Origin of the sequence: Faecalibacterium sp. DFI.5.82 (assembly GCF_029076575.1) — a bacterium.
Classification (GTDB): domain Bacteria; phylum Bacillota; class Clostridia; order Oscillospirales; family Ruminococcaceae; genus Faecalibacterium; species Faecalibacterium duncaniae.
In genome coordinates, this window is the sequence record NZ_JARFIS010000006.1 from 96,748 (window position 1) to 118,727 (window position 21,980).

At 59.3% G+C, this 21,980-nt stretch carries 18 protein-coding genes; 9 read left to right on the forward strand and 9 right to left on the reverse strand.

Features of this window, described 5'->3' with window-relative positions; translation table 11 throughout:
- Nucleotides 1–125 precede the first annotated feature (125 nt).
- A complete protein-coding gene (gene nifJ / locus P0G09_RS09145; RefSeq protein ID WP_156068953.1) occupies nucleotides 126–3,671 on the reverse strand; it encodes a pyruvate:ferredoxin (flavodoxin) oxidoreductase in 3,546 nt (1,181 codons plus the stop codon).
- A gap of 345 nt (nucleotides 3,672–4,016) precedes the next feature.
- Between nifJ and P0G09_RS09150 the strand changes: the two genes are divergently transcribed.
- From P0G09_RS09150 to P0G09_RS09160, 3 genes are all read left to right on the forward strand, one after another.
- The gene (locus P0G09_RS09150) at nucleotides 4,017–4,568 is read left to right on the forward strand and encodes an NUDIX hydrolase (RefSeq protein ID WP_097773087.1); all 552 of its coding nucleotides are present in this window, start codon (nucleotides 4,017–4,019) and stop codon (nucleotides 4,566–4,568) included.
- Nucleotides 4,565–5,269: an RluA family pseudouridine synthase gene (locus P0G09_RS09155; RefSeq protein ID WP_275252501.1), complete on the forward strand. Its 705-nt coding sequence runs from the start codon at nucleotides 4,565–4,567 to the stop codon at nucleotides 5,267–5,269. The genes P0G09_RS09150 and P0G09_RS09155 overlap by 4 nt, the downstream gene beginning before the upstream one ends.
- Nucleotides 5,270–5,466: 197 nt before the next feature.
- Entirely contained in the window at nucleotides 5,467–6,147 is a 681-nt protein-coding gene (locus P0G09_RS09160; RefSeq protein WP_275252502.1) for a GntR family transcriptional regulator, read from the forward strand.
- A gap of 81 nt (nucleotides 6,148–6,228) precedes the next feature.
- Here the strand turns inward: P0G09_RS09160 and P0G09_RS09165 are convergent, their stop codons facing one another.
- From P0G09_RS09165 to dnaA, 8 genes are all read right to left on the reverse strand, one after another.
- Nucleotides 6,229–6,813: a manganese efflux pump MntP family protein gene (locus P0G09_RS09165; RefSeq protein ID WP_275252503.1), complete on the reverse strand. Its 585-nt coding sequence runs from the start codon at nucleotides 6,811–6,813 to the stop codon at nucleotides 6,229–6,231.
- 431 nt (nucleotides 6,814–7,244) lie between these two features.
- The gene (gene gyrA, locus P0G09_RS09170) at nucleotides 7,245–9,809 is read right to left on the reverse strand and encodes a DNA gyrase subunit A (RefSeq protein WP_005929111.1); all 2,565 of its coding nucleotides are present in this window, start codon (nucleotides 9,807–9,809) and stop codon (nucleotides 7,245–7,247) included.
- Between the two features lie 12 nt (nucleotides 9,810–9,821).
- Nucleotides 9,822–11,816, reverse strand: a complete 1,995-nt coding sequence (gyrB, locus tag P0G09_RS09175; RefSeq protein ID WP_098924008.1) for a DNA topoisomerase (ATP-hydrolyzing) subunit B — start codon at nucleotides 11,814–11,816, stop codon at nucleotides 9,822–9,824.
- 108 nt (nucleotides 11,817–11,924) lie between these two features.
- Entirely contained in the window at nucleotides 11,925–12,176 is a 252-nt protein-coding gene (locus tag P0G09_RS09180; protein ID WP_227611708.1) for a DUF370 domain-containing protein, read from the reverse strand.
- A gap of 87 nt (nucleotides 12,177–12,263) precedes the next feature.
- On the reverse strand, nucleotides 12,264–13,385 hold the full coding sequence (locus tag P0G09_RS09185) for a DNA replication/repair protein RecF (RefSeq protein WP_275252504.1): 1,122 nt from the start codon (nucleotides 13,383–13,385) through the stop codon (nucleotides 12,264–12,266).
- A 3-nt stretch (nucleotides 13,386–13,388) separates the two neighbouring features.
- Nucleotides 13,389–13,604, reverse strand: a complete 216-nt coding sequence (locus P0G09_RS09190; RefSeq protein ID WP_005929126.1) for an RNA-binding S4 domain-containing protein — start codon at nucleotides 13,602–13,604, stop codon at nucleotides 13,389–13,391.
- 11 nt (nucleotides 13,605–13,615) lie between these two features.
- The gene (gene dnaN, locus P0G09_RS09195) at nucleotides 13,616–14,722 is read right to left on the reverse strand and encodes a DNA polymerase III subunit beta (RefSeq protein ID WP_097773091.1); all 1,107 of its coding nucleotides are present in this window, start codon (nucleotides 14,720–14,722) and stop codon (nucleotides 13,616–13,618) included.
- Between the two features lie 400 nt (nucleotides 14,723–15,122).
- On the reverse strand, nucleotides 15,123–16,445 hold the full coding sequence (dnaA, locus tag P0G09_RS09200) for a chromosomal replication initiator protein DnaA (protein WP_005929139.1): 1,323 nt from the start codon (nucleotides 16,443–16,445) through the stop codon (nucleotides 15,123–15,125).
- Nucleotides 16,446–16,831: 386 nt separating this feature from the next.
- Between dnaA and rpmH the strand changes: the two genes are divergently transcribed.
- The 6 genes from rpmH (at nucleotide 16,832) to mnmE (ending at nucleotide 21,881) form a co-directional block, all read left to right on the forward strand.
- Nucleotides 16,832–16,966: a 50S ribosomal protein L34 gene (gene rpmH / locus P0G09_RS09205; RefSeq protein WP_005929142.1), complete on the forward strand. Its 135-nt coding sequence runs from the start codon at nucleotides 16,832–16,834 to the stop codon at nucleotides 16,964–16,966.
- A gap of 247 nt (nucleotides 16,967–17,213) precedes the next feature.
- Entirely contained in the window at nucleotides 17,214–17,612 is a 399-nt protein-coding gene (gene rnpA / locus P0G09_RS09210) for a ribonuclease P protein component (RefSeq protein ID WP_035393239.1), read from the forward strand.
- The gene (gene yidD / locus P0G09_RS09215) at nucleotides 17,609–17,908 is read left to right on the forward strand and encodes a membrane protein insertion efficiency factor YidD (RefSeq protein ID WP_005929149.1); all 300 of its coding nucleotides are present in this window, start codon (nucleotides 17,609–17,611) and stop codon (nucleotides 17,906–17,908) included. Before rnpA ends, yidD begins: the two co-directional genes overlap by 4 nt.
- Nucleotides 17,909–18,171: 263 nt before the next feature.
- On the forward strand, nucleotides 18,172–19,254 hold the full coding sequence (locus P0G09_RS09220) for a YidC/Oxa1 family membrane protein insertase (protein ID WP_117505974.1): 1,083 nt from the start codon (nucleotides 18,172–18,174) through the stop codon (nucleotides 19,252–19,254).
- Nucleotides 19,255–19,259: 5 nt separating this feature from the next.
- Nucleotides 19,260–20,381: an RNA-binding cell elongation regulator Jag/EloR gene (gene jag / locus P0G09_RS09225; RefSeq protein ID WP_097773094.1), complete on the forward strand. Its 1,122-nt coding sequence runs from the start codon at nucleotides 19,260–19,262 to the stop codon at nucleotides 20,379–20,381.
- Between the two features lie 129 nt (nucleotides 20,382–20,510).
- Complete coding sequence (gene mnmE, locus P0G09_RS09230; protein WP_275252505.1) at nucleotides 20,511–21,881, forward strand: tRNA uridine-5-carboxymethylaminomethyl(34) synthesis GTPase MnmE; 1,371 nt, start codon at nucleotides 20,511–20,513, stop codon at nucleotides 21,879–21,881.
- Nucleotides 21,882–21,980: the final 99 nt, after the last annotated feature.

The window sequence follows — 21,980 nt, forward strand, 5'->3', positions numbered from 1 at the left end:
TGTTCAGGGCAGCAGGGCCGCAGTTTCGCACTGCTGCGTTGCGCAGTAATCGCCAGTGCGGAGCAGCCGCCTTGCGGACTAGGGTGCCGCTGCGGCCATTGCCAGCCATTGTTCAGAAAACAGGATTACTTGTACAGCTCGACCAGACGGGTCAGGTGCTCGTAACGATCGTTTGCAACCTGCTCGTTGCGTGCGAACAGAGCCTTTGCACGCTCGGGGAATGCACGGGTCAGGCGGCTGTAACGGGTCTCGTTTGCCAGCAGTGCCTGATACTTCTCGGCATCCACAGCCTTGGAGGTCAGGGTGAAGGGGTTCTTGCCCTGAGCCTTGTTGGCGGGGTTGAAGGTGAACAGGTTCCAGTAACCAGCCTCAACTGCCTTCTTCATCTCGTTCTGGCAGTTGGTCATGCCGCCCTTCACACCGTGCAGCTCACAGGGAGCGTAGCCGATGATCAGAGAGGGGCCGGGATAAGCCTCAGCCTCAGCGATTGCCTTGACAGCCTGGTTCATGTTAGCGCCCAGAGCGATCTGAGCAACATAGATGTAACCGTAGGTCATTGCAATCTCGGACAGGCTCTTCTTGCTGATCTCCTTACCAGCAGCAGCGAACTGGCAGACCTCACCAATGTTGGAAGCCTTGGATGCCTGTCCACCGGTGTTGGAGTACATCTCAGTATCGAAGACCATGACGTTGACATCCTCGCCGGAAGCCAGGACGTGATCCAGGCCGCCGAAGCCGATGTCGTATGCCCAGCCGTCACCACCGAAGATCCAGACGGACTTCTTGGCGATGAACTCCTTGCTCTTCAGGATCTCAGCGGACTCGGTGCAGCCAGCGGCAGCAGCCTTCTCCAGCTCAGCGATCAGAGCCTTGGCGGGTTCGTCGTTTGCCTTGGTGTTGTTCTTGGTCTCCATGAACTTGTCGAAGGCAGCCTTCAGCTCAGCGGAAGCCTTGTCAGAACCAGCAACCTCAGCAATGCGCTTGATCAGGTTCTCACGAACGGTCTTCTGGCCGAGGTACAGGCCCAGACCATGCTCAGCGTTATCCTCGAACAGGGAGTTGCACCATGCAGGACCATGGCCGCTGTCCTTGTTGACGGTGTACGGAGAGATGGAAGCGGTACCGCCCCAGATAGAGGAGCAGCCGGTAGCGTTGGAGATGTACATCTTCTCGCCGAACAGCTGAGTGATCAGGCGAGCGTAAGAGGTCTCGGCACAGCCTGCGCAGGAGCCAGAGAACTCCAGCAGGGGCTGGTTGAACTGAGAACCAATAACGGTGTCATCAGCAAACTTGCTGGGCTTCTTGGAGATGTTGGCGACGCAGTAGTCGAAGACTGCCTGCTGATCGGCCTGGCTCTCCTGAGGAACCATAGTAATTGCCTTGGTGGGGCAGACGGTGACGCACTCGCCGCAGCCCATGCAGTCCAGAGGAGAAACAGCCATCACAAACTTGTACTCGTTTGCGGGGCGGTTGTCACGGCTCTTGGTCTGAGCAGGAGCAGCTGCCAGCTCGTCAGCGGTCAGCTGGAAGGGACGGATGGTAGCATGAGAGCAGACGAATGCACACTGGTTGCAGCCGACGCACTTGGAAGCATCCCACTCGGGAACGTTCACAGCGGTGCCGCGCTTCTCGTATGCAGATGCGCCCTGCTCCCACTCGCCGTTTGCATTTGCAACGAAAGCGGAAACGGGCAGGCTGTCGCCGTCCATACGAGCGATGGGCTCCATGACATCACGGATCTGCTTGACCAGCTCCGGACGGCCGGTGAGAGCCTTGGGAGCGGGATCAGCCTCGGGGTTGGACCAGGAAGCGGGAACGTCGACCTTGTGGATCGCGTCAACACCAGCATCGATGGCCTTCCAGTTCATCTCAACAACGTCCTGGCCCTTCTTGCCGTAGCTCTTCTGAGCTGCCTGCTTCATGAAGTTGACAGCGTCCTCGATGGGCATAACGTCAGCCAGCTTGAAGAAAGCGGACTGCAGGATGGTATTGGTGCGCTTGCCCATACCGATCTCGATTGCCTTATCGATGGCGTTGATGGTGTACAGCTGAATGTTGTTGTCAGCAATGTACTTCTTGGCCTCAGCGTTCAGGTGCTGGCCCAGCTCCTCATCGGTCCACTGGCAGTTGATCATGAACACGCCGCCGGGCTTGACATCCTGGACCATCTTCATGCCCATGTGGATGTAAGCGGGGTTGTGGCAGGCCACGAAGTCAGCCTGGTTGATGTAGTAGGGGCTGCGGATGGGCTTGTCGCCGAAACGCAGGTGGCTGATGGTCACGCCGCCGGTCTTCTTGGAGTCATACTGGAAGTATGCCTGAACATACTTATCAGTGTGGTCGCCGATGATCTTGACGGAGTTCTTGTTTGCGCCGACAGTACCGTCGCCGCCCAGACCCCAGAACTTGCACTCCTTGGTGCCAGCAGCTGCGGTGATGGGAGCGGGCTTGACCTCGGGCAGGGACAGACCGGTGACATCATCGGTGATGCCCAGAGTGAAGCGCTCCTTGGGCTGATCCTTCTCCAGCTCCTTGAACAGAGCGAAGATGGAGGACGGGGGAGTGTCCTTGCTGCCCAGGCCGTAACGGCCGCCGGTCAGAACGACATCGTTCAGGCCAGCCTCACGCAGGGTAGCAGCAACATCCAGGTACAGGGGCTCGCCCAGGGAGCCGGGCTCCTTGGTACGATCCAGAACTGCAACCTTCTTGGCAGTCTTGGGCAGGACCTTCAGCAGAGCGGAGGACACCCAGGGACGGTACAGGCGGACCTTGACGATACCGACCTTCTCGCCCTTGGCGTTCAGGTAATCGATGACTTCGTCAGCAACGTCGCAGACAGAGCCCATAGCGATCATGACACGGTCAGCATCGGGTGCGCCGTAGTAGTTGAACAGATCGTAGTTGGTGCCCAGCTTCTCGTTGATCTTGGCCATGTACTTCTCGACCACTGCGGGCAGTGCGTCGTAAGCGGAGTTGCAGGCCTCACGGTGCTGGAAGAACACGTCGCCGTTCTCGTGGGAACCGCGCATCTTGGGGTGCTCGGGGTTCAGAGCCTTGGCACGGAACTCCTCAACAGCCTTCATGTTGCACATTTCCTTCAGATCAGCGTAGTCCCACTTCTCGATCTTCTGGTACTCGTGAGAAGTACGGAAGCCATCGAAGAAGTTCAGGAAGGGAACCCGGCCCTCGATTGCTGCCAGATGGGCAACAGGGGACAGATCCATAACTTCCTGCACGCTGCTCTCGACCAGCATTGCGAAGCCGGTCTGGCGGCATGCCATAACGTCGCTGTGATCACCGAAGATGTTCAGGGACTGGGTAGCAACGGTACGTGCAGAAACATCGAACACGCAGGGCAGCTGCTCAGCAGCGATCTTGTACATGTTGGGGATCATCAGCAGCAGGCCCTGAGAAGCGGTGAAGGTGGTGGTAACAGCACCTGCACCCAGAGAGCCGTGCACAGCGCCGGCAGCGCCGGCCTCAGACTCCATCTCGACGACCTTGACCTGGTTGCCGAAGATGTTCTTCTGACCGGCTGCGGACCACTGGTCCACAGAGTCAGCCATCGGAGAAGACGGGGTAATGGGGTAGATAGCAGCCACGTCCGTGTAGGCGTATGCTACATGAGCGGCAGCGGTATTGCCATCCATGGTTTGCTTTGCTCTAGGCATTTTTCTTCCTCCATTGTTCAGAATTTGGTACCTTTTGCGCGGGGCAATCGCGCCCCGCTGGGGCCGGAGAACCCCAAAAGGCACTATTGCTCATATATTATATTAGCAAATTCCGCCCTCAAAGTAAATGCAAACCCACTGGCAAAACGCAACAAAATTTCAAGAAATTTTTTGGTGCTTTTTTACGCTTGTGTTTTTTGTTGCATCTAACCTGACAGATTATTAAGAATCCGGCTTTTTTGCTGTATTTTTCTTCATTTATCCTCAATTTTGAATTGACAACCGGCGCTTTGTTGCCGTAAACTTGAACCAGCATCATTATCATCTGGAAAGGACGCAAATACGATGGACGCTGCACATTTTGAAAAGACGCTCACAAGTGAGGTGCTGTTCGAGGGCCGGGTGGTCACCCTGACCAAGGATACCGCCCTTTTGGAAAATGGAAAGACCGCCACCCGCGAGGTGGTCCACCACCACGGCGGGGCCTGCATCGTGCCATACTTTGAGGACGGCACCATCTGCATGGTGCGCCAGTTCCGCTACGCCATGCAGCAGGAGCTGTGGGAGCTGCCCGCCGGCAAGCTGGAAAAAGGGGAGGACCCCTTTGAAGCCGCCAAGCGGGAGCTGGAGGAGGAGTGCGGCCTGACCGCCGACAAGTACACCTCCCTGGGCGAGTTCTACCCCACTGTGGGCTATGATACCGAGATCATCTACACCTGGGTAGCCACCGGTCTGCATGAGACCCGGATGCATCTGGATGCGGACGAGTTCCTGACCCCTGACCGGGTACCGCTGACCCAGGCCTATGAGATGGTGATGCGCGGCGAGATCAAGGACGGCAAGACCATTGCAGGCGTGCTCAAGCTCAAGGCTCTGTTGGACGAGGGCAAGCTGTGAACATTCTCTACGAAGATACTGCCCTTGTGGTGCTGGACAAGCCCGCCGGGCTGACCAGCGAGGAGGGCGTGCCCGCTGCTCTGCGCCAGCGGTGGGGCAGGCCGGATGCATACGTTGGGGTCATCCACCGGCTGGACACCGGCGTTTCAGGGCTGATGGTCTATGCCAGAACACCCGGAGCCGCAGCGGCTCTGACAAAGCAGGTGACGGAGAGTCAGCAGGCTTATGCCATTCTGGACGGCAGAGCAGAGGCTGGCCCCGGTGCACCGGCACAGCCCTGCTTTCTTAAAACATACCGGGCCGTGATCGCAGGCGGGCCGGACGAACAGCTGCCACCCGAGGGCATCCTGCGGGACTATCTGTTCAAGGACAGCCGGAAGGGCCAGGTCTTTCCGGTAAAGCGCCCCCGCAAGGGGGTGCGGGAAGCCGTGCTGGAATACCGCATCGTGGAGACGGCACCGGACGGTTCCCTGAGCCTTGCGGAGATCACGCTCCACACCGGGCGGACGCATCAGATCCGGGTGCAGTTTGCCTCCCGGAAGCACCCGCTTTACGGAGACGGCAAATATGGCAGCCGGTTCAAGGGGGACATTGCCCTGCAGAGCGCAGGGCTGCGCTTTGTGCACCCGGATACCGGCAAGCCCATGGCCTTTTCTCTGCCCCTGCCCGCCGCCGCACCGTGGAAGGAGTTTTTGGAATAAGGCTGTTGCACATGGTCAGCATCCTCGCCCTCTCCGTCACCTGCGGTGACACCTCTCCCAAAGGGAGAGGCCTTGGCAAAAAGATGAAGTTTGCGTGGACTGCCAAGGGCTCCCACTTTGGGGGAGCTGGCATCGCGTAGCGATGACTGAGAGGGCGAGCCCGCTAAAGGAATAATCATTTCAACTAGGTGAGTGATATGGAACAGCAATACAAGACCGACGCTGAAATTTACGCTGTACTGGAGCGGGAGATCATCGACCTGACCCTGCGGCCGGGCAGTTCGTTGAGCGAAAACCCGCTCTGCGCCCGCTTTGGGGCACCGCGTTCCATGATCCGGGTGGTGCTGCAGCGGCTGCAGGAGAACGGGCTGGTAAAGATCGTGCCCTACAAGGGTACCACTGTGACCCGGCTGAACCGTGAGATCGTGGATGAGCTCATCTACGAGCGCACCGCCGTGGAAGCCCGCGTCCTGCGGGACTTCTCGCCCAAGTGCACGCCGGAGCAGCGGGCGCTCATCCGGCGGCGGACCGATGCCTACGCCGCGCTGGCCCGTGCCGAGGAGATCGACTACAACAAGCTCTATGAGGCAGACCGCCTGCTCCACGAGACATGGTTTGCCTCCATGGGAAAAATGTATCTCTGGCGCACCTTACAGAACGCCCACGCCGATTACAGCCGCTTCCGGATGCTGGACACCATGACCAGCGGCGGGCTGGACGAGGTGATTGCCGACCACCAGAACATCATTACCGCCATTGAGCGGTGTGATCTTGCCGCCTTTGAACCGCTGGTGGAGCGCCACCTCTACGGCGGCATCCGGCGGCTGGGCTCCAAGCTCACCGGGGAATATGCCGACTACTTTGAGCCGGAAAAATAATGCACCCTTAAAAATGTTCCACGGGGAACAAAACCGGCACAGCGCCTGCCTGACGCTGTGCCGGTTTTCTTTGTCCCTTTTTCAGAAGAACACGCCGGAGATGAAGATCTCCAGCCCAATGCCGATGAGGATGACACCGCCCAGCACAGAGGCCCTGCCGGAGAGCTTGGTGCCGAACTTTTTGCCGATGCGCAGGCCCGCCATGCAGAGGAAGAAGGTGACGACGGCAATGATGCCGGAAGCCGTCAGCGCCATCAGCCAGCCATACTCCGCAATGGTAAAGCCGACCGAGAGGGCATCAATGCTGGTGGCCACGCCCTGCATGAAGAGAGCACCGGCACTCAGCGCGGCGGCTTCCTCGGTTTCCTCGCCCCGGATGCCATCGATCAGCATCTTGCCGCCGATATAGCCCAGCAGGGCAAGAGCGATCCAGGGGATGAATGTTTCAAAGGAAGAGAACATCTCCACGATGGTATGGACGCAGACCCAGCCCGTCATGGGCATCACGGCCTGAAACACGCCAAAGGTACCCGCAATGATGCACATCCTTTTTCGGGACATGCCGGGGTCATGCAGACCGTTTGCCATCGAGACCGAAAACGCGTCCATGGCAAGGCCCACGCCCAGCAGTGCGCTGTTGAGAAAAAACAAAAAACTCCATTCCATAACTGAATGCCTCCTGAATCTGACCAAAATTACGGTGCGGCAAAAACAAAACCCGAGATCGGCGCGCGTGCACGTCCGGTCTCGGGTCATTTTTTACAAATGAACTCCATGTGTTGGGCGTAGTACTCCGCACCATAACACATGAGTCTCGCAAATGAAAGCAAGCCAGACAGCAGTGCTGTCATTATGTTGACTTGCTGCGCCGTCTGCAAACAGCGCCTGCTACTCCCCCATGGGATTTTGTGATCGTTTCGTTAGTCTATCATATTTTCTGATTGAAGTCCAGGCTAACTTTTTCGTCCTCGCTTTGCTTGGCTCCCCTGCTAGGGGAGCTGGCGCAAAGCGCCTGAGAGGTTTTGCTTTTGGGGAGAAGAACCTCTCCGTCACGGCTGTGCCGTGCCACCTCTCCTAGCAGGAGAGGCAAGACAGGCTCAATCCTCAGCCGGTGCCTCGGAGGCGGAGGCCTCATCGGCAGCTTCCATGGCGGCCAGCTGCTCTGCGGTGGGCTCATCGCCCTCCTCAGCCTCTACCGTCTCGGTCTGGGCTTCATCGTCGTGGTCGGTACGGGCCAGGACCATGACCTTATCATTCTCGCCCAGACGCATGACACGGACACCGGAGCCGTAACGGCTCTGCACCGGGATCTCATTGGCGTGCAGGCGGATGATGATGCCCTCCTGGCTGCTCAGCAGCACGTCATCCACATCGTCCACGATCTTGACCGCGGCGACCTTGTCCTTGGAGGCATCGTAGTTGCGGATGCCCTTGCCGCCGCGGGCGGTGATGCGGTAGGTGTCGATGTCGGACCGGCGGCCCTTGCCGTTCTCGGTCACGGTCAGGATGGTGGCGTTCTCACGGCAGATGCAGACACCCACGACCTCGTCGCCCTCGGCCAGCTTGATGGCGCGCACGCCGTGGCCGCTGCGGCCCATGGGACGGGCATCCTCCTCATTGAAGCGGATGGCCTGACCGTTGCGGGTGGCAACGATGAGCATATCGTGGCCGGAGGTCAGTCTTGTCCAGGCCAGTGCATCCCCCTCGTTCAGGGCAATGCCGATCAGGCCGCTCTTGCGGATGTTTGCATACTGCTCCAGCGGGGTGCGCTTGATGAGGCCCTGCTTTGTGACCATGGTCACGAAACCGCCCTCATTGGCCGTATCCTTGCTCTGGCAGAGCATGTTGGTGACCTTTTCGCCCTCGGCCAGCTGCAGCAGGTTGACAATGTTGGTGCCCTTGCTGGTGCGGCTGCCCTCGGCGATGGTGTAGCCCTTGATGCGGAACAGGCGGCCCTTATCGGTAACGAACAGGACATAATCATGGGTGGAGCCCACGAACATCTCCTGCACGATGTCCTCTTCCTTGCGGGTCATGCCGGAGATGCCGCGGCCGCCGCGCTTCTGGGCCTGATAGGTAGCCTTGAGCTGGCGCTTGATATAACCGGCCTCGGTCAGGGTATAGACGCACTGCTCCTCAGCGATCAGATCCTCGATATCCACCTCGCCGGTCACGGTCTCGATCTCGGTGCGGCGGTCATCGCCAAAGCGGCGCTTCATCTCCAGCAGCTCGCTCTTGACGATCTCGAGCACGCGGGCATCATCGGCCAGGATCTCTTCCCAATCCCGGATCTTGGCGTTCAGGGAGCCCAGCTCTTCCTCGATCTTCAGGATCTCCAGACCAGCCAGACGGCCCAGCTGCAGCTTGACGATGGCATCTGCCTGCGGGTCATCAAAGCCGAACTGCTCCATGATGGCAGCCTTGGCCTCGCTCATGCCGCCCTTGCAGGCACGGATGGTGGCGATCAGCTCATCCACGATGTCGGTGGCCTTCTTCAGGCCTTCCAGAATATGGGCGCGTTCCCGGGCCTTTTTCAGGTCATACTGGGTGCGGCGGCGCACCACCTCGTCCTGGAACTCCACATACTTCTGGATCATCTGCTTCAGGGTCATCACCTTGGGCACCTTGTGGTCGATGGCCAGCATGATGACACCCACGGTATCCTGCAGCTGGGTGTACTGGTACAGCTGATTCAGGACGACCTGGGGGTTGGCATCCTTGCGCACGTCAATGACGATGCGCATTCCCTTGCGGTTGGTCTCATCGTTCAGGTCACTGATGCCCTCGATCCGCTTTTCCTTGACCAGGTCGGCAATGTTCTCAATGAGGCGTGCCTTGTTGACCATGTAGGGGATCTCGGTCACGATGATCTGGGCGCGGCCATTCTTCTTTTCCTCAATGGTGGCGCGGCCGCGCAGGGTGATCTTGCCGCGGCCGGTGGCGTAGGCAGCACGGATGCCGCTGCGGCCCATGATGATGCCGGCGGTGGGGAAATCGGGGCCCTTGATGTGCTCCATCAGGCCGGGCAGGTCGATGTCCGGGTCCTCGATATAGGCCACACAGCCGTCAATGACCTCACTCAGGTTGTGGGGCGGGATGTTGGTGGCCATACCAACGGCGATGCCCTGACTGCCGTTGACCAGCAGATTCGGGAAACGGCAGGGCAGAACGCTGGGCTCCTTCTTGGTCTCATCAAAGTTGGGGTCCCAGTCGATGGTATCCTTGTCGATATCGGTCAGCATCTCCACGGCCATACGGCTCATGCGGGCCTCGGTGTAACGGTAAGCAGCCGGGGGGTCGCCGTCCACAGAACCAAAGTTACCCTGACCATCCACCAGCGGGTAGCGCAGGGAGAAATCCTGTGCCAGACGGACCATGGCATCGTAAACGGATGCGTCGCCGTGGGGGTGGTAGGAGCCCAGCACCGCACCAACGGTGTCGGCGGATTTGCGGTATGCATGGCTGGGGTCGTTGCCGCGCTCGTGCATGGTGTACAGGATGCGGCGGTGGACAGGCTTCAGTCCATCGCGCACATCGGGCAGGGCGCGGGACACGATGACTGACATGGAGTAGTCCAGGAACGCGGTCTCGATCTCCTTCTTGACATCGCGGATGATCTTTTTGGTACCGCTGCCCGGTATCATCACATAATCTTCTTCCATTGTTTCCTCCAATTACACATCCAGCTTCGCATACTGGGCGTTGGTCTCGATAAAGCGGCGGCGGGGCTCCACCTGGTCGCCCATCAGGATGGTAAAGGCTTCATCGGCCTTCTCGGCATCCTCAATGGTGATCTGGACGATGACGCGGTTATCGGGGTTCATGGTGGTCTCCCACAGCTGTTCGGGGTTCATCTCACCAAGACCCTTATAGCGGTTGACCTTTGCGCCGGGCATCTCCTGCGAGAGGATGGCCATTTCCGCATCGTTGTAGGCGTACTTGATGGTGTTGCCCTTCTGCACCTTGAACAGGGGCGGCTGAGCGACATAGACATGGCCCTGCTCGATGAGGGGGCGCATATAGCGGAAGAAGAAGGTCAGCATCAGGGTGCAGATGTGAGAACCATCAACATCGGCATCGGCCATGATGAACACTTTATCATACCGCAGCTTGGAGATATCGAATTCCTCGCCGATGCCGCAGCCCAGAGCCAGCACCACGGGCATCAGCTTATCGTTGCCGTAGATGCGGTCCGCGCGGGCCTTTTCCACGTTCAGCATCTTGCCCCACAGGGGGAGGATGGCCTGAATGGCGGAGTCACGGCCCATCTTGGCGGAGCCGCCTGCAGAGTCACCCTCGACGATGAAGATCTCGGTGCGGGTGGGGTCTTTTTCACGGCAGTCGGCCAGCTTGCCGGGCATCCGGCTGGTCTCCAGCGCGCTCTTGCGGCGCACCAGCTCCCGGGCCTTTTTGGCAGCGGCGCGGGCGCGGGCTGCCTGGGTGGCCTTTTCAAAAATGGCCTTTGCCACGCCGGGGTTCTCCTCAAAGAACTCCATCAGCTTAGTGTACACCATGTTGGAAACAAGGGTACGGATCTCGGTATTACCCAGCTTTGCCTTGGTCTGACCCTCGAACTCTGCCTCCTGCAGCTTGACGGAGATGACGCAGATGAGGCCCTCGCGGACATCGGAGCCGGAAAGGTTCTCGTCCTTATCCTTCAGCAGGCCGTGGCTGCGGCCGTAATCATTGAACACACGGGTCAGGCTGGTGCGGAAGCCCTCTTCATGGGTGCCGCCGTCCGGGGTGTTGACGTTGTTGGCAAAGCTCAGCAGCAGTTCGTTATAGCTGGAATTATACTGCAGCGCGATCTCGGCCATGCCCCGCTCGGTCTGGCCCTTGAGGTAGATGACATTGGGGTGGAGCACCTCCAGATTACGCTTTTCGCCCAGATAGGTAACAAAGCTCTTGATGCCGCCCTCATAGCACATGACCTCGGTGCGGTAGCAGGGGTCGCCCTCCTGGCCGTCCTCCAGAACGGGGGTATAGAGCTCCCGCTCATCGGTCAGGGTGATCTTGACACCGGCGTTCAGGAAGCTCTCCTCGCGCAGACGCTTTTCCAGCGTCTCGAAGTTATAGACGGTGGTGTCCTTGAACATCTCGGGGTCGGGCTTGAAGGTAACGCGGGTGCCGGTGACCCCCTCGGCCACCGTACCCAGACACTTCAGGGGGCCGTCCGGGTCGCCGCGGCGGAAGGTCTGCTCGTATTCATGGCCGTCGCGGCGGACATTGACCGTCAGCCACTCAGAGCAGGCGTTGACCACGGACGCGCCGACACCGTGCAGACCACCGGCCACCTTGTAGCCGGAGTTCTCGCCGCCGAACTTACCGCCTGCGTGCAGGATGGTATAGACGACGGTGACGGCGGGCAGACCGGTATCGGCCTGGATATCCACGGGGATGCCGCGGCCGTTGTCGGTGACCTGAATGATGTTATCCTTTAAGATCTTGACCTCAATGTGGTTGCAGTAGCCTGCCAGCGCTTCATCAATGGCGTTGTCCACGATCTCGTAGACCAGATGATGCAGGCCCCGCTCACCGGTGGAGCCGATATACATGCCGGGACGCTTGCGCACGGCCTCCAGACCCTTCAGGACCTGGATCTCGCTGGCATTATACTCATGGTCGGTCGCGGTTTCCACATTGGTGCTGGTGATGATTTCCTCTGCCATATCCTTTCTCCCTTTACTTGATAAATTTTAACGGGCTCACCCTCTCAGGCGCTTCGCGCCAGCTCCCCCAAAGTGGGAGCCCTTGGCAAGCCGGATAAGTTTTTCTGATCAAAACGGCGTTTCGGTGCGCCGCTTCATGGCCGCGCTGGACAGCTCCGAAAGATAAACGGTGTCCACGGGGGCATCGGCCAGAACATAACACTGGGGCAGGTCATCCGAAAGGCTGACCACGGCCCCATTCTTCTGGGCATAGTTGAGAAATTCCCGCCCCCGGGGGGAGACGGTGGTGGTCTCCAGATTGAAGATGCCGATGATATCACGGTCATTCAGGACATAGTCCCGGCCTAGATGGATATACATTGTGTATATTCTCCCGCAGATGCAAGCTGCATATTCTGTCGCATTTTTCGCATTCTATGCAATACAGTGGTGCAACATTTCTCCATTTCAGATTTTGCTCAAGACACCGCCGTTCATGCGGTAGACCTCGCCATCCGTTTTCAGGAAGGCCGTATCGTCACAGCTGGTAACGAAGGTCTGTTTTTCCCGCATCCGGGTCAGCAGATACTGCTTGCGGCCATCATCCAGCTCACTGAGCACGTCGTCCAGCAAGAGGACGGGGTGCTCCCCGGTGATGGCAGCAGCAGCGGAGGCTTCGGCCATTTTCAGGCTGAGCACCACACTGCGCTGCTGCCCCTGGCTGGCAAACACTCTGGCGGGCTGGCCGTCCAGCAGCAGCTCCAGATCTTCCCGGTGGGGGCCGCACAGGCTCTGCCCGGCCCGTACTTCCTCATTCTGGCGGGCTTTGAGCAGGGCTGCCAGACCACCCTGCTCAAACTGGGCGGCATACCGCAGCTCCATCCGCTCCGCCCCATGGGAAAGCTCCTCGTAATTGGCACAGGCTAGCGGAGCCAGCCGTTCCAGGTAGGCCCGCCGCCGCTGCTGGATGGCTTCCCCCTGCGCGGCAAGCTCGGTGTTCAGCACCTCGAGCAGGGCCATTTTTTCGGCGCAGGGACGTTCCTGCCCGGCAGGGGAGCGGCGCAGCAGAGCGTTTTTCTGCTGCAGGGCCCGCAGATAGCGGCGGTACACGGTCAGGTAGCCGGGGTAGAGCTGACAGAGGGCGGCATCCAGAAATTTGCGCCGCCCCTCGGGTGCTCCCTTGACCAGACTCAGGTGGCCGGGGTCGAACACGACAGCCGGAAAACTGCCGGCAAGCCCTGCTGCCCGCCTGGGGGCTGCCCCGTTCACCGAGGCGTACCGTCCGGGCCGCTGGGAATCCGGAGTGCCCACCGTCAGCCGGACACGGTTCGGCTCGTCAGGCTCCTGTTCCTCCTGCTGTGCCCGGAGCGTGGAGGCTTCCAGCACGGCAAAGGGTTCGCCCCGCCGCACCAGCTCTGCATCCTTGCCGCCCCGGAAGCTCTTGCCGCCGGTCAGCAGCCAGATGGCCTCCAGCAGGTTGGTCTTGCCCTGGCCGTTGTTGCCGCAGATCACGGTCAGCTCCCGGCCCGGGGTCAGGCTTGCCGATGCGATATTGCGGTAATTCGTTACTTCTAAGGAAAGCAGGCGCATGGTTTACTGGCCCTGTCCCACTTCCACGGTCTGGCCGTCCAGCTCGACGACATCCCCGGCGCGGCACTTTTTGCCCCGCATGGTGCAGACCTCACCGTTCACCTTGACAGCACCGCCCTGCACCAGCTCCTTGGCTTCGCCGCCGGTCTCACACAGGCCTGCATATTTCAGCAGGGCATCCAGCTTGATAAACTCCGTATGGATGAGAATTTTTTGCATTTTTATGCCTCTCAATCATTCTTGAAGCGGACAGGCAGGACCAGATACAAAAAGTCGCTGCCCTCGGTAGGCAGAACCTTGACTGGGCTCAGCGGGCCGCTGATCTCCAGCTTGACCTGCTCGGTGCGGGCGTTGCGCAGAGCATCCAGCAGATAGCGGTTGTTGAAACCGATCTCCACCTCATCGCCCTCGCACTGCGCGTTGAATTCATCCACCACGCGGCCCAGATTGGTCTGGCAGCGGACCACCACTTTACCCTCTGTAAAACTGATGCGGAGGGGATTTTTTAAACGCTCTGTAATGATCAGGGAGGCGCGCTCGATGGTCTCGATGAACTCCTTGGTGTCCAGAACCACGCTGGTGCGGCTGCCATTGGGGATCACGTTGTGGTAGTTGAGGAACTCGCCCTCGATCAGGCGGCTCATGATGGTGTAACCGGCAGTAGTGAACACCACGTAGCGGCGGTTTGCGGAGATGTGCACGGTCTCCTCATCGTCGTTGGCCAGCAGATGGGAGACCTCGTTCATGGTCTTGCTGGGTACGATGATGCGGATCTCCTTTATGGCTTCCACCGGCCGCTCCACAATGGCCAGACGGTAGCCGTCCAGCGCAACAACGGTCAGCTTATCCGGCGAGATCTCAAATAATTCACCGGTATGCGCAGGTTTTTTCTCATCCTGACTGACGGCGTACAGGGTGCGCTCGATCATATCACGGAGCACGCCGGTCTTGATGTTCAGGGTCTCTTCGGCCCCGGTGTTGGGCAGCTCGGGGAAATCGGTGGGGTTCATGGATTGGATCTCGAACTGTGCCACACCGCTCTGGATGGTGGTTTTTCCGTTTTCGGCAGATTGGATGTTGATCTGGCCGGAAGGCATCCGGCTGACCATGCTGCTGAGCAGCTTGGCGTTCAGCACCACCTCGCCGGGCTCTTTGACATTGGCATCAATGGTGGTCACGATGCCCATTTCCAGGTCGTAGCCGGTCAGGGTGAGCTGGAAGCCTTCGGCTTTCAGCAGGATACCCTCCAGTACCGGGATGGTGGAGCGCAGGGTAACAGCTTTGGAAACGCCGTCAATGGCTGCACTCAACAGGGTTTTATCACAGATGATGTTCAATTGCGCGTCTCTCCTTATTTTGGATTCAAGTTTTGAGGTTCTTTCTCCCATACAACAGGGACAAAACCTCCAAATCTATATTGAACTTGTTGTAGTATTCGTAGTAGGGGCTGGGGAAGATGTGGAAAAGTCGGAAAATGTGTGGAATGGTGCGGCTCCGTGGTTTTCCACCGGATTGTGAATGCAGTGTGAAAGGCTTGTGGAAAGGGCTGAAGCTGCTTTTCTTTCCACGGCGGGTGTGCAAAACAGAAGTTGAATGTTGAAAACTCGGTGGAAAGAGTGGAGAACTTTGTCGTCTGACCACAATATCTTGTTCTGTTTTCCCGGATTCCCCTGCATTTCTCCCCATATTTGGGGTTTCATCCCCTGTAAGAGTATGACTTTTGCCCCTGTTTTCCCGTCAGGCCTTGACGTTCTTGATGATGTCGCTGACGGTTTCGCGCAGGTGCTGGTCGTTCTTCATGTCCCGTTCCATGGTCTTGAGGGAGTAGACGATGGTGGAGTGGTCACGGCCCGAGAACTCCCGGCCGATCTCCTCCATGCTCATGCCGGTGACTTCACGCAGGATATAGATCGCCACGCGGCGGGCGGATGCAACGTTGGCGTTCCGCTTGGTGCCCCGGATGTCAGCAGGGGAGACGTTGAAGGTGCGGGAGACCTCGCCCACGATCTTCTCGATGGTCACGGGCACGGGCTGGGTCTCGTTGAGGATGTCCTTGATGGCGTTCTGTGCCACGCTGATGACAGGCTGGATGCCCTCCAGCATGTAGTAGGCGTTCAGCTTTTTCACTGCGCCCTCCAGCTGGCGGATGTTGTTCTTCAGGTGGTTGGCGATGAATTCCGCCACATCCTCGGGCAGATCCAGGTGGAGCAGCTCGGCCTTGCGCTTGACGATGGCCACGCGGGTCTCGAAATCAGGCGGCTGGACATCGGCGGTCAGGCCCCACTCAAAGCGGGTGCGCAGGCGCTCTTCCAGGCTCTTGATCTCCTTGGCCGGGCGATCAGAGGCGATCACGATCTGCTTGTGGGCATCGTGCAGGGAGTTGAAGGTGTGGAAAAACTCCTCCTGGGTGGATTCCTTGCCGGCGATGAACTGGATATCGTCCACCAGCAGCAGGTCGGCCACGCGGTACTTCATCCGGAAGTCCTCGGTGCTGCCGGCGCGGATGGCGGCGATCAGCTCGTTGGTGAACTGCTCGCAGGTAACGTACATGATAACGAAATCGGGGTGGGTGCGCTTGATCTCGGTCTGGATGGCCGTGAGCAGATGGGTCTTGCCCAGACCGGAGCCGCCGTAGATGAACAGCGGGTTATAGGCTCCGGAGGGGTTGGCCGCAACCGCCTGCGCCGCAGCAAACGCAAACTGGTTGGAGGGACCCTTGATGAAGTTCTCGAAGGTGAACTCGTAATTGCCCTGGGGCGAGGCGGGGTTTGCCTCGTACTGCTGGGCCAGCACCACCTCATGGGGCGGGGTGCTGGGCACCACCAGCGTGATGTCCACGTCAAAGCCCAGCACGGTTTTAAAGGCCTCTTTCAGCAGGCCGAGGTAGCGGTCGGTGACGATCTTGCAGATAAAATCGTTGCGCACCGACAGGGTGATATGGCTCGAGTCCTCAAAGCTGATGGGCTCAAGTCCGTCGATGTAGAGATTATAGGTCGGCTCGGCCATCTGCGTTTTGCAGTATGCCTGGGCGGCCTCTAAAACGTCCTTGAAAGAATCCATAAAACATCCACTCCATTGAATTGGTCGAAGTTTTCAACAATGCTGCTGATACCCCGTTAGTATACCACAAAAATCTCCCTGCGTCTATATTCTATAATGTAATTTATAATACATAAGAAAAGACGCTCCATCGTGCCCTCGCGGCTCTTGTGTCCAAGGCGGTTTTTGGCCACAAGATATGGTGGAAGAAAAGTTTTCCACGGAGAACCGGTGAAAAAGTTGAAAGCTTTTTCACAAAGAAATTTGAAAAAAGTTTGCTGGAAAGTGAAAAAAATGCTTGACAGAAGGGGATAGTGTGCGATATACTGTTGAATTGCAAGCCTGTCCCCAATTTGGGACCAGAAATACCCCATTACCGGGGACGAGTTTTTACGGAGGATACAACCATGAAGAGAACTTTTCAGCCCAAGAAGCGTCATCGCAAGGAAGTTCATGGCTTTCTGACCCGCATGAGCACCAAGAACGGCCGCAAGGTCATCAATGCTCGCCGTGCTAAGGGCCGCAAGAGCCTGACCGTCTGATCCCGCTTTGCCAGGGATCCGGCGCAGAATTGAACATGCGCACAAAAGACTGCTGATCCTGAATTGGCGGTCTTTTTCTTATTTTGGACGTTCTGCGCGCGGAATGACTAAAAATTTGGCAAAAGATTTGGCACAAAAAACGCCCGGACAGCCTTTTCATGTCGGCGTTTTTTTGCTATACTGAATTTTGAACTTTGCCTTTAGGGAAGTTCTGCGATTTTTTAACCGAAAAGGAGGCGACGGAGCAGTGCGCTATCGTCCCATCCGCCGCAACAGCGAGTTTGGCCGCGTGTATGCCCGCGGCAAGTCCTATGTGAACCCGGCGCTGGTGCTGTATGTGCTCAAGACCCGCGGCAAAAAGACCCGCGTGGGCCTGACAGCCACCAAAAAGATCGGCCATGCCGTCCAACGCAACCGCGCCCGCCGCGTGATGAAGGCTGCCATTGATGAGCATCTGGATCAGAACATCGGCGGCTATGATCTGGTGTTCGTGGCCCGGGGCATGACCCCCCGCCTGAAGAGCTGGCAGCTCAGCGAAGTGGTGGCCAGGCTCTTTGCCCAGGCTGGCCTGCCCGACAAGGCAAAGCAGCCGGGCGCAAAGCCCCCTGCCACGGTTCCGCCCGCAGACCGGGCCGCAAAACAGTGAATCCCGTCTCCCGTGTCTGCCGGAACGCGCTCTGTGCGCCCATCCGGTTCTACCAGCGCTTTATCAGCCCGGGGCTGGGCCGCAACTGCCGCTTTACCCCCACCTGCAGCCAGTATGGCATAGAAGCCATCCAGACCCATGGCTGCATCAAGGGCTTGCTGCTCACCGCCTGGCGCATCGCCCGGTGCAACCCGCTTGGCCGGTGGGGCTTTGACCCGGTGCCGCCCAAAGGCCGCTGGGTGAGCCCGGAGCGGAGACTGTCCCCGGCAAAGCTGTTCCGGGGGCGGCACGGTTAAGCAGCGTGCTTATGATACACGGCTCCTTTGTACAACCTCTCCGTCATTGTTTCGCAATGCAACCTCCCCTGGTAGGGGGAGGCTTTGGCAGCCCGATCCAGTTGACGGTTTTGCCAAGGGCTCCCCTATTAGGGGAGCTGGCAACGCCGCAGGCGTTGACTGAGAGGTTTAATCCGTTCTTATGCTTCTTGTGACGCTCCGCACTGTGGGCGGGGTGTCCTTCTCATAAAAATCTAAACGTCCCGCACCACAGGCGGGGCAGAATGGACGAAACTATGAATCCTTTGTACATCCTGGGCTGGCCCTTGGGCTATGTAATGGAGTGGATCTACAAGCTGATCCCCAACTACGGCTGGGACATCATCCTGTTCACCCTGCTCATCACCGTGATCAAGATCCCCCTCCAGCTCAACCAGCAGAAGAGTATGGCCCGCATGAGCGCTTTCCAGCCCATGGTGGCCGAGATCCAGAAAAAGTACCGCGACAAGCCCGAAAAGCAGCAGGAAGAGCTGATGAAGCTGCAGGAGCAGGGCTACAAGCCCACCGCAGGCTGTATGCCCATGCTGGTCAACTTCCTGGTCATGTTCGGCGTTATCGAGGTGGTGTACCGCCCGCTGCAGCGCATCTTCCACATTGGTGCCGATGCCCTGACCGCCGCAGGTGAGGCCCTGACTGCCATGGGCATCAGCTTTACCACCGTGACCCGCGACACCAACATCATTGCACAGGTCATTGCAGGCGAGAGCACCGTTTCCTCCTGCTTCACCCCGGATCAGGTGGCTACCATCACCGAGTTCGGCCAGCACATGGATTTCTTTGGCATCGACCTGACCCGTGTGCCCCAGTACAGCCTGGCTGCAGAGAACTTGCCCCTGCTGATCCTCCCGGTCCTGGCGATCGTGACCATGTTTCTGTCCACCCACATCAGCATGAAGGCCAGCGGCCAGGAGATGCAGGGCAGCATGAAGCTGACCATGTATATGATGCCGCTGATGTACGTCTTCTTCTGCTTCACCGTGCCCAGCGCTTTCTCTCTGTACTACGTTGTTTCCAACATCCTGATGACCGTGCAGAGCCTGTTGATGAAGAAGATCTACGACCCTGAGAAGATGAAGGCAGAGGTCGCCGCCGAGATGGCTGCCCGCAAGAAGGAGCAGAAGCGCGGTGTAAAGAGCACCACCATCAAGGTCACGGATGAAAAGACCGGCGAGGTCGTGGAGAAAAATATCTCCGCCAGCGAAATGAACAAGCGCCGCCTGGAGTATGCCCGCAAGCTGGATGAGGAGCGCTATAAGGACGAGCGCACCGTTCCGCTGAGCGAGCTGGAAAACAAGAAGGAGGATTGACGGTTATGATCCGTACTCAGGAAGCGACCGGCAAGACGGTCGATGAAGCCCGCGCAAAAGCCTGCGCCCTGCTGGGCGTGCAGGCCGACGACCTGAATGTGAGCTATGAAGTGCTCGAAATGCCCCAGAAAACCGGTTTTCTGGGCCTGAAGACCACCCCCGCCAAGGTGCGTGTGAGCGTGGAAGAGCCCGATGCCCCGGCCGCTCCCGTGGTGGAGGAGAAGGTGGAGCCTGAGGTGAAGCCTGTTGTGGAGGAAACTCCCGCTGAGGAACCCAAGGCCGAGGAGCCTGCCGCTGCCCCTGTGGCAGAGGAGGCCGCTCCTGCTGAGGAGACTGCTGACCCCGCCGCAGAGGGTGAGGAGCCGGAAGTTCCCATCAACATCGAAGAGAACGCCAAGGTCAAGGCCGCTGTGGACTACCTGAAGGAAGTCATTGCCCTGATGGGCGTGGAGAATGTCACCTTCAGCGCCGTGCAGAAGGGCGAGGCTACCATCATCCGTCTGGATGGCGAGAAGCTGGGTGCCCTGATCGGCCGCCGCGGCGAGACCATGGAGAGCCTGTCCTATCTGGCAAGCCTGGTGGCCAACCGCCTGGAAGGCGATTACATCAAGCTGGGCCTGGATGTGGCCGGCTACCGCGATAAGCGTGAAAATGACCTGACCGTGCTGGCACAGCGCATTGGCAACAAAGTGCGCAAGACCGGCCGCAGCTTTGCCATGGAGCCCATGAACCCCTACGAGCGCCGCATCATCCACTCTGCCATCGGCAAGATGGAGGGTGTGCGCAGCGAGAGCAAGGGGGAGGGCCGTGACCGCCGTGTGGTCATCTACTCCACTGCTCCCGATGCCCAGACCGACAACACCTACGGCGAGCGCCGCCCGCGGGGCAATGGCCGCCGCCCCGGCGGCAACCGCAATGGCGGCTTCCGCGGCGGACGCGGCAGCAGCCCCCGGAATGGCGGTCCCCGGAATGGACGTCCCGCAGGCAGCCGCGGTCCCCGTCCTTCCAGCGTGCCCGAGCGCACCTATGCTCCCCGTGACGCAGAGACTGCCGCACCCGTGGCACCCAAGCGCACCGAGCGCGTGGATGATTTTGCCGATTTCAGCTTCGGCAAGATCGAGCTGTAAATCCTGCTGAGTTTTGCACAATGCAGCCCCCTTCCGGTGGAAAACTGGAAGGGGGCTTTTTGTCTCTTTCCTTTTTCGTCGCTTCGTGATACAATAATTCTGATTTGAGAGCGGAGGGAGAGCACCAACATGGAACATTCAACGATCGCGGCCATTGCAACCGCGCCCGGCGCAGGCGGCATTGCCGTGGTGCGTCTTTCCGGCCCGGAGAGCTATGCCGTGGCGGCAAAGGTGTTCTGCCCGGCCAATCCCGATAAGCGGGTGGAGGAGGCCAAGGGCTACACCGCTCTGTTTGGGCATTTCATGGAAGGGGAGGAAGCCTTTGACGAGGGCGTGGCCCTCTTCTTCCGGGCTCCCCACAGCTACACCGGCGAGGATGTGGTGGAGCTTTCCTGCCACGGCGGCAGTGCGGTGGCCCGGCGGCTGGTGGAAAGCTGCATCGCAGCCGGTGCCGCCCCCGCCGCCCCCGGCGAGTACACCCGCCGCGCCTTCCTCAACGGCAAGCTGGGGCTGACCCAGGCCGAGGCCGTTATGGACCTGATCTCTGCCGATGGCAGACAGGGTGCGGCGCTGGCCAATGCCTCCCTGAACGGCGCGCTGGCGAAGAAGATCGGGGCTGAAAAGGATGCCCTGACCGCCCTGCAGGCCCATCTGACTGCCTGGGTGGATTTCCCCGAGGAGGACGTTCCCGCGCTGGAGGATGCCCAGCTGGTATCCACCCTGACTGCCGTGAAGGGAGAGCTGGACACCCTCATCCGGAATTATGATGCCGGTGCAGTCCTGCGGGAGGGTGTGGACTGTGCCATCGTGGGGCGGCCCAATGCGGGCAAGTCCACCCTGCTCAATCTGCTGGCCGGGTTCGACCGGGCCATCGTCACCCCCGTGGCGGGCACCACCCGGGATGTGGTGGAGCAGGCCGTCCGGCTGGGGGACATCCGGCTGAACCTGTTCGATACGGCCGGTCTGCGGGAGACCGAGGATGCGATCGAGGCCGAGGGCATCCGCCGCAGCTGGAAAAAGCTGGAAGAGGCGGGGCTGATCCTGGCGGTGTTCGATGGCTCTGAGCCCCTGACCCGGGAGGATCTTGCGTTGGCGCAGCGGTGCGCTGGCCGCCCGGCCATTGCACTGGTCAACAAAGAGGACAAGCCCACTCAGTTTGACGCAGAGATCATTGCAGGCGATTTTGCCATGGTGCTCCCGGTCTGCTGCCAGGAAGAGGGGAGCCGCAGGGTGATCGCTGCAGCCGTTGCCCGCCTGCTGGGCACCAACAACATCGACCCCCACGCTGCCAGCCTCTCGGGCCAGCGCCAGCTTGCCGCCGCCACCCGCGCGCGGGATGCAGTGGCCGGTGCGCTGGATGCGGTCAGCGGCGGGTTTGGGCTGGATGCTGTATCGGTCTGTGTGGACGATGCGCTGGATGCCCTCTGTAACCTCACCGGCGAAAATGCGTCGGAGAATGTCATCAATGAAGTGTTTGAGCGGTTCTGTGTGGGGAAGTAACGGAGGGCAGCCCGTCTGGCAGCTTTCTCCTCGGACACGAAACGGGCCATTCCATCGCCCGCCCTATTGCCTGCGGCAACAGGGTCCCACCCCAGCGGA

Coding starts and splice junctions, on each gene's coding strand:
- nifJ (WP_156068953.1), bottom strand. CDS start 3,671: ATGCCTAGAGCAAAGCAAACCATGGATGGCAATACCGCTGCCGCTCAT.
- P0G09_RS09150 (WP_097773087.1), top strand. CDS start 4,017: ATGGACGCTGCACATTTTGAAAAGACGCTCACAAGTGAGGTGCTGTTC.
- P0G09_RS09160 (WP_275252502.1), top strand. CDS start 5,467: ATGGAACAGCAATACAAGACCGACGCTGAAATTTACGCTGTACTGGAG.
- P0G09_RS09165 (WP_275252503.1), bottom strand. CDS start 6,813: ATGGAATGGAGTTTTTTGTTTTTTCTCAACAGCGCACTGCTGGGCGTG.
- gyrA (WP_005929111.1), bottom strand. CDS start 9,809: ATGGAAGAAGATTATGTGATGATACCGGGCAGCGGTACCAAAAAGATC.
- gyrB (WP_098924008.1), bottom strand. CDS start 11,816: ATGGCAGAGGAAATCATCACCAGCACCAATGTGGAAACCGCGACCGAC.
- P0G09_RS09180 (WP_227611708.1), bottom strand. CDS start 12,176: ATGTATATCCATCTAGGCCGGGACTATGTCCTGAATGACCGTGATATC.
- P0G09_RS09185 (WP_275252504.1), bottom strand. CDS start 13,385: ATGCGCCTGCTTTCCTTAGAAGTAACGAATTACCGCAATATCGCATCG.
- P0G09_RS09190 (WP_005929126.1), bottom strand. CDS start 13,604: ATGCAAAAAATTCTCATCCATACGGAGTTTATCAAGCTGGATGCCCTG.
- dnaA (WP_005929139.1), bottom strand. CDS start 16,445: ATGGATTCTTTCAAGGACGTTTTAGAGGCCGCCCAGGCATACTGCAAA.
- rpmH (WP_005929142.1), top strand. CDS start 16,832: ATGAAGAGAACTTTTCAGCCCAAGAAGCGTCATCGCAAGGAAGTTCAT.
- P0G09_RS09220 (WP_117505974.1), top strand. CDS start 18,172: ATGGACGAAACTATGAATCCTTTGTACATCCTGGGCTGGCCCTTGGGC.
- jag (WP_097773094.1), top strand. CDS start 19,260: ATGATCCGTACTCAGGAAGCGACCGGCAAGACGGTCGATGAAGCCCGC.
- mnmE (WP_275252505.1), top strand. CDS start 20,511: ATGGAACATTCAACGATCGCGGCCATTGCAACCGCGCCCGGCGCAGGC.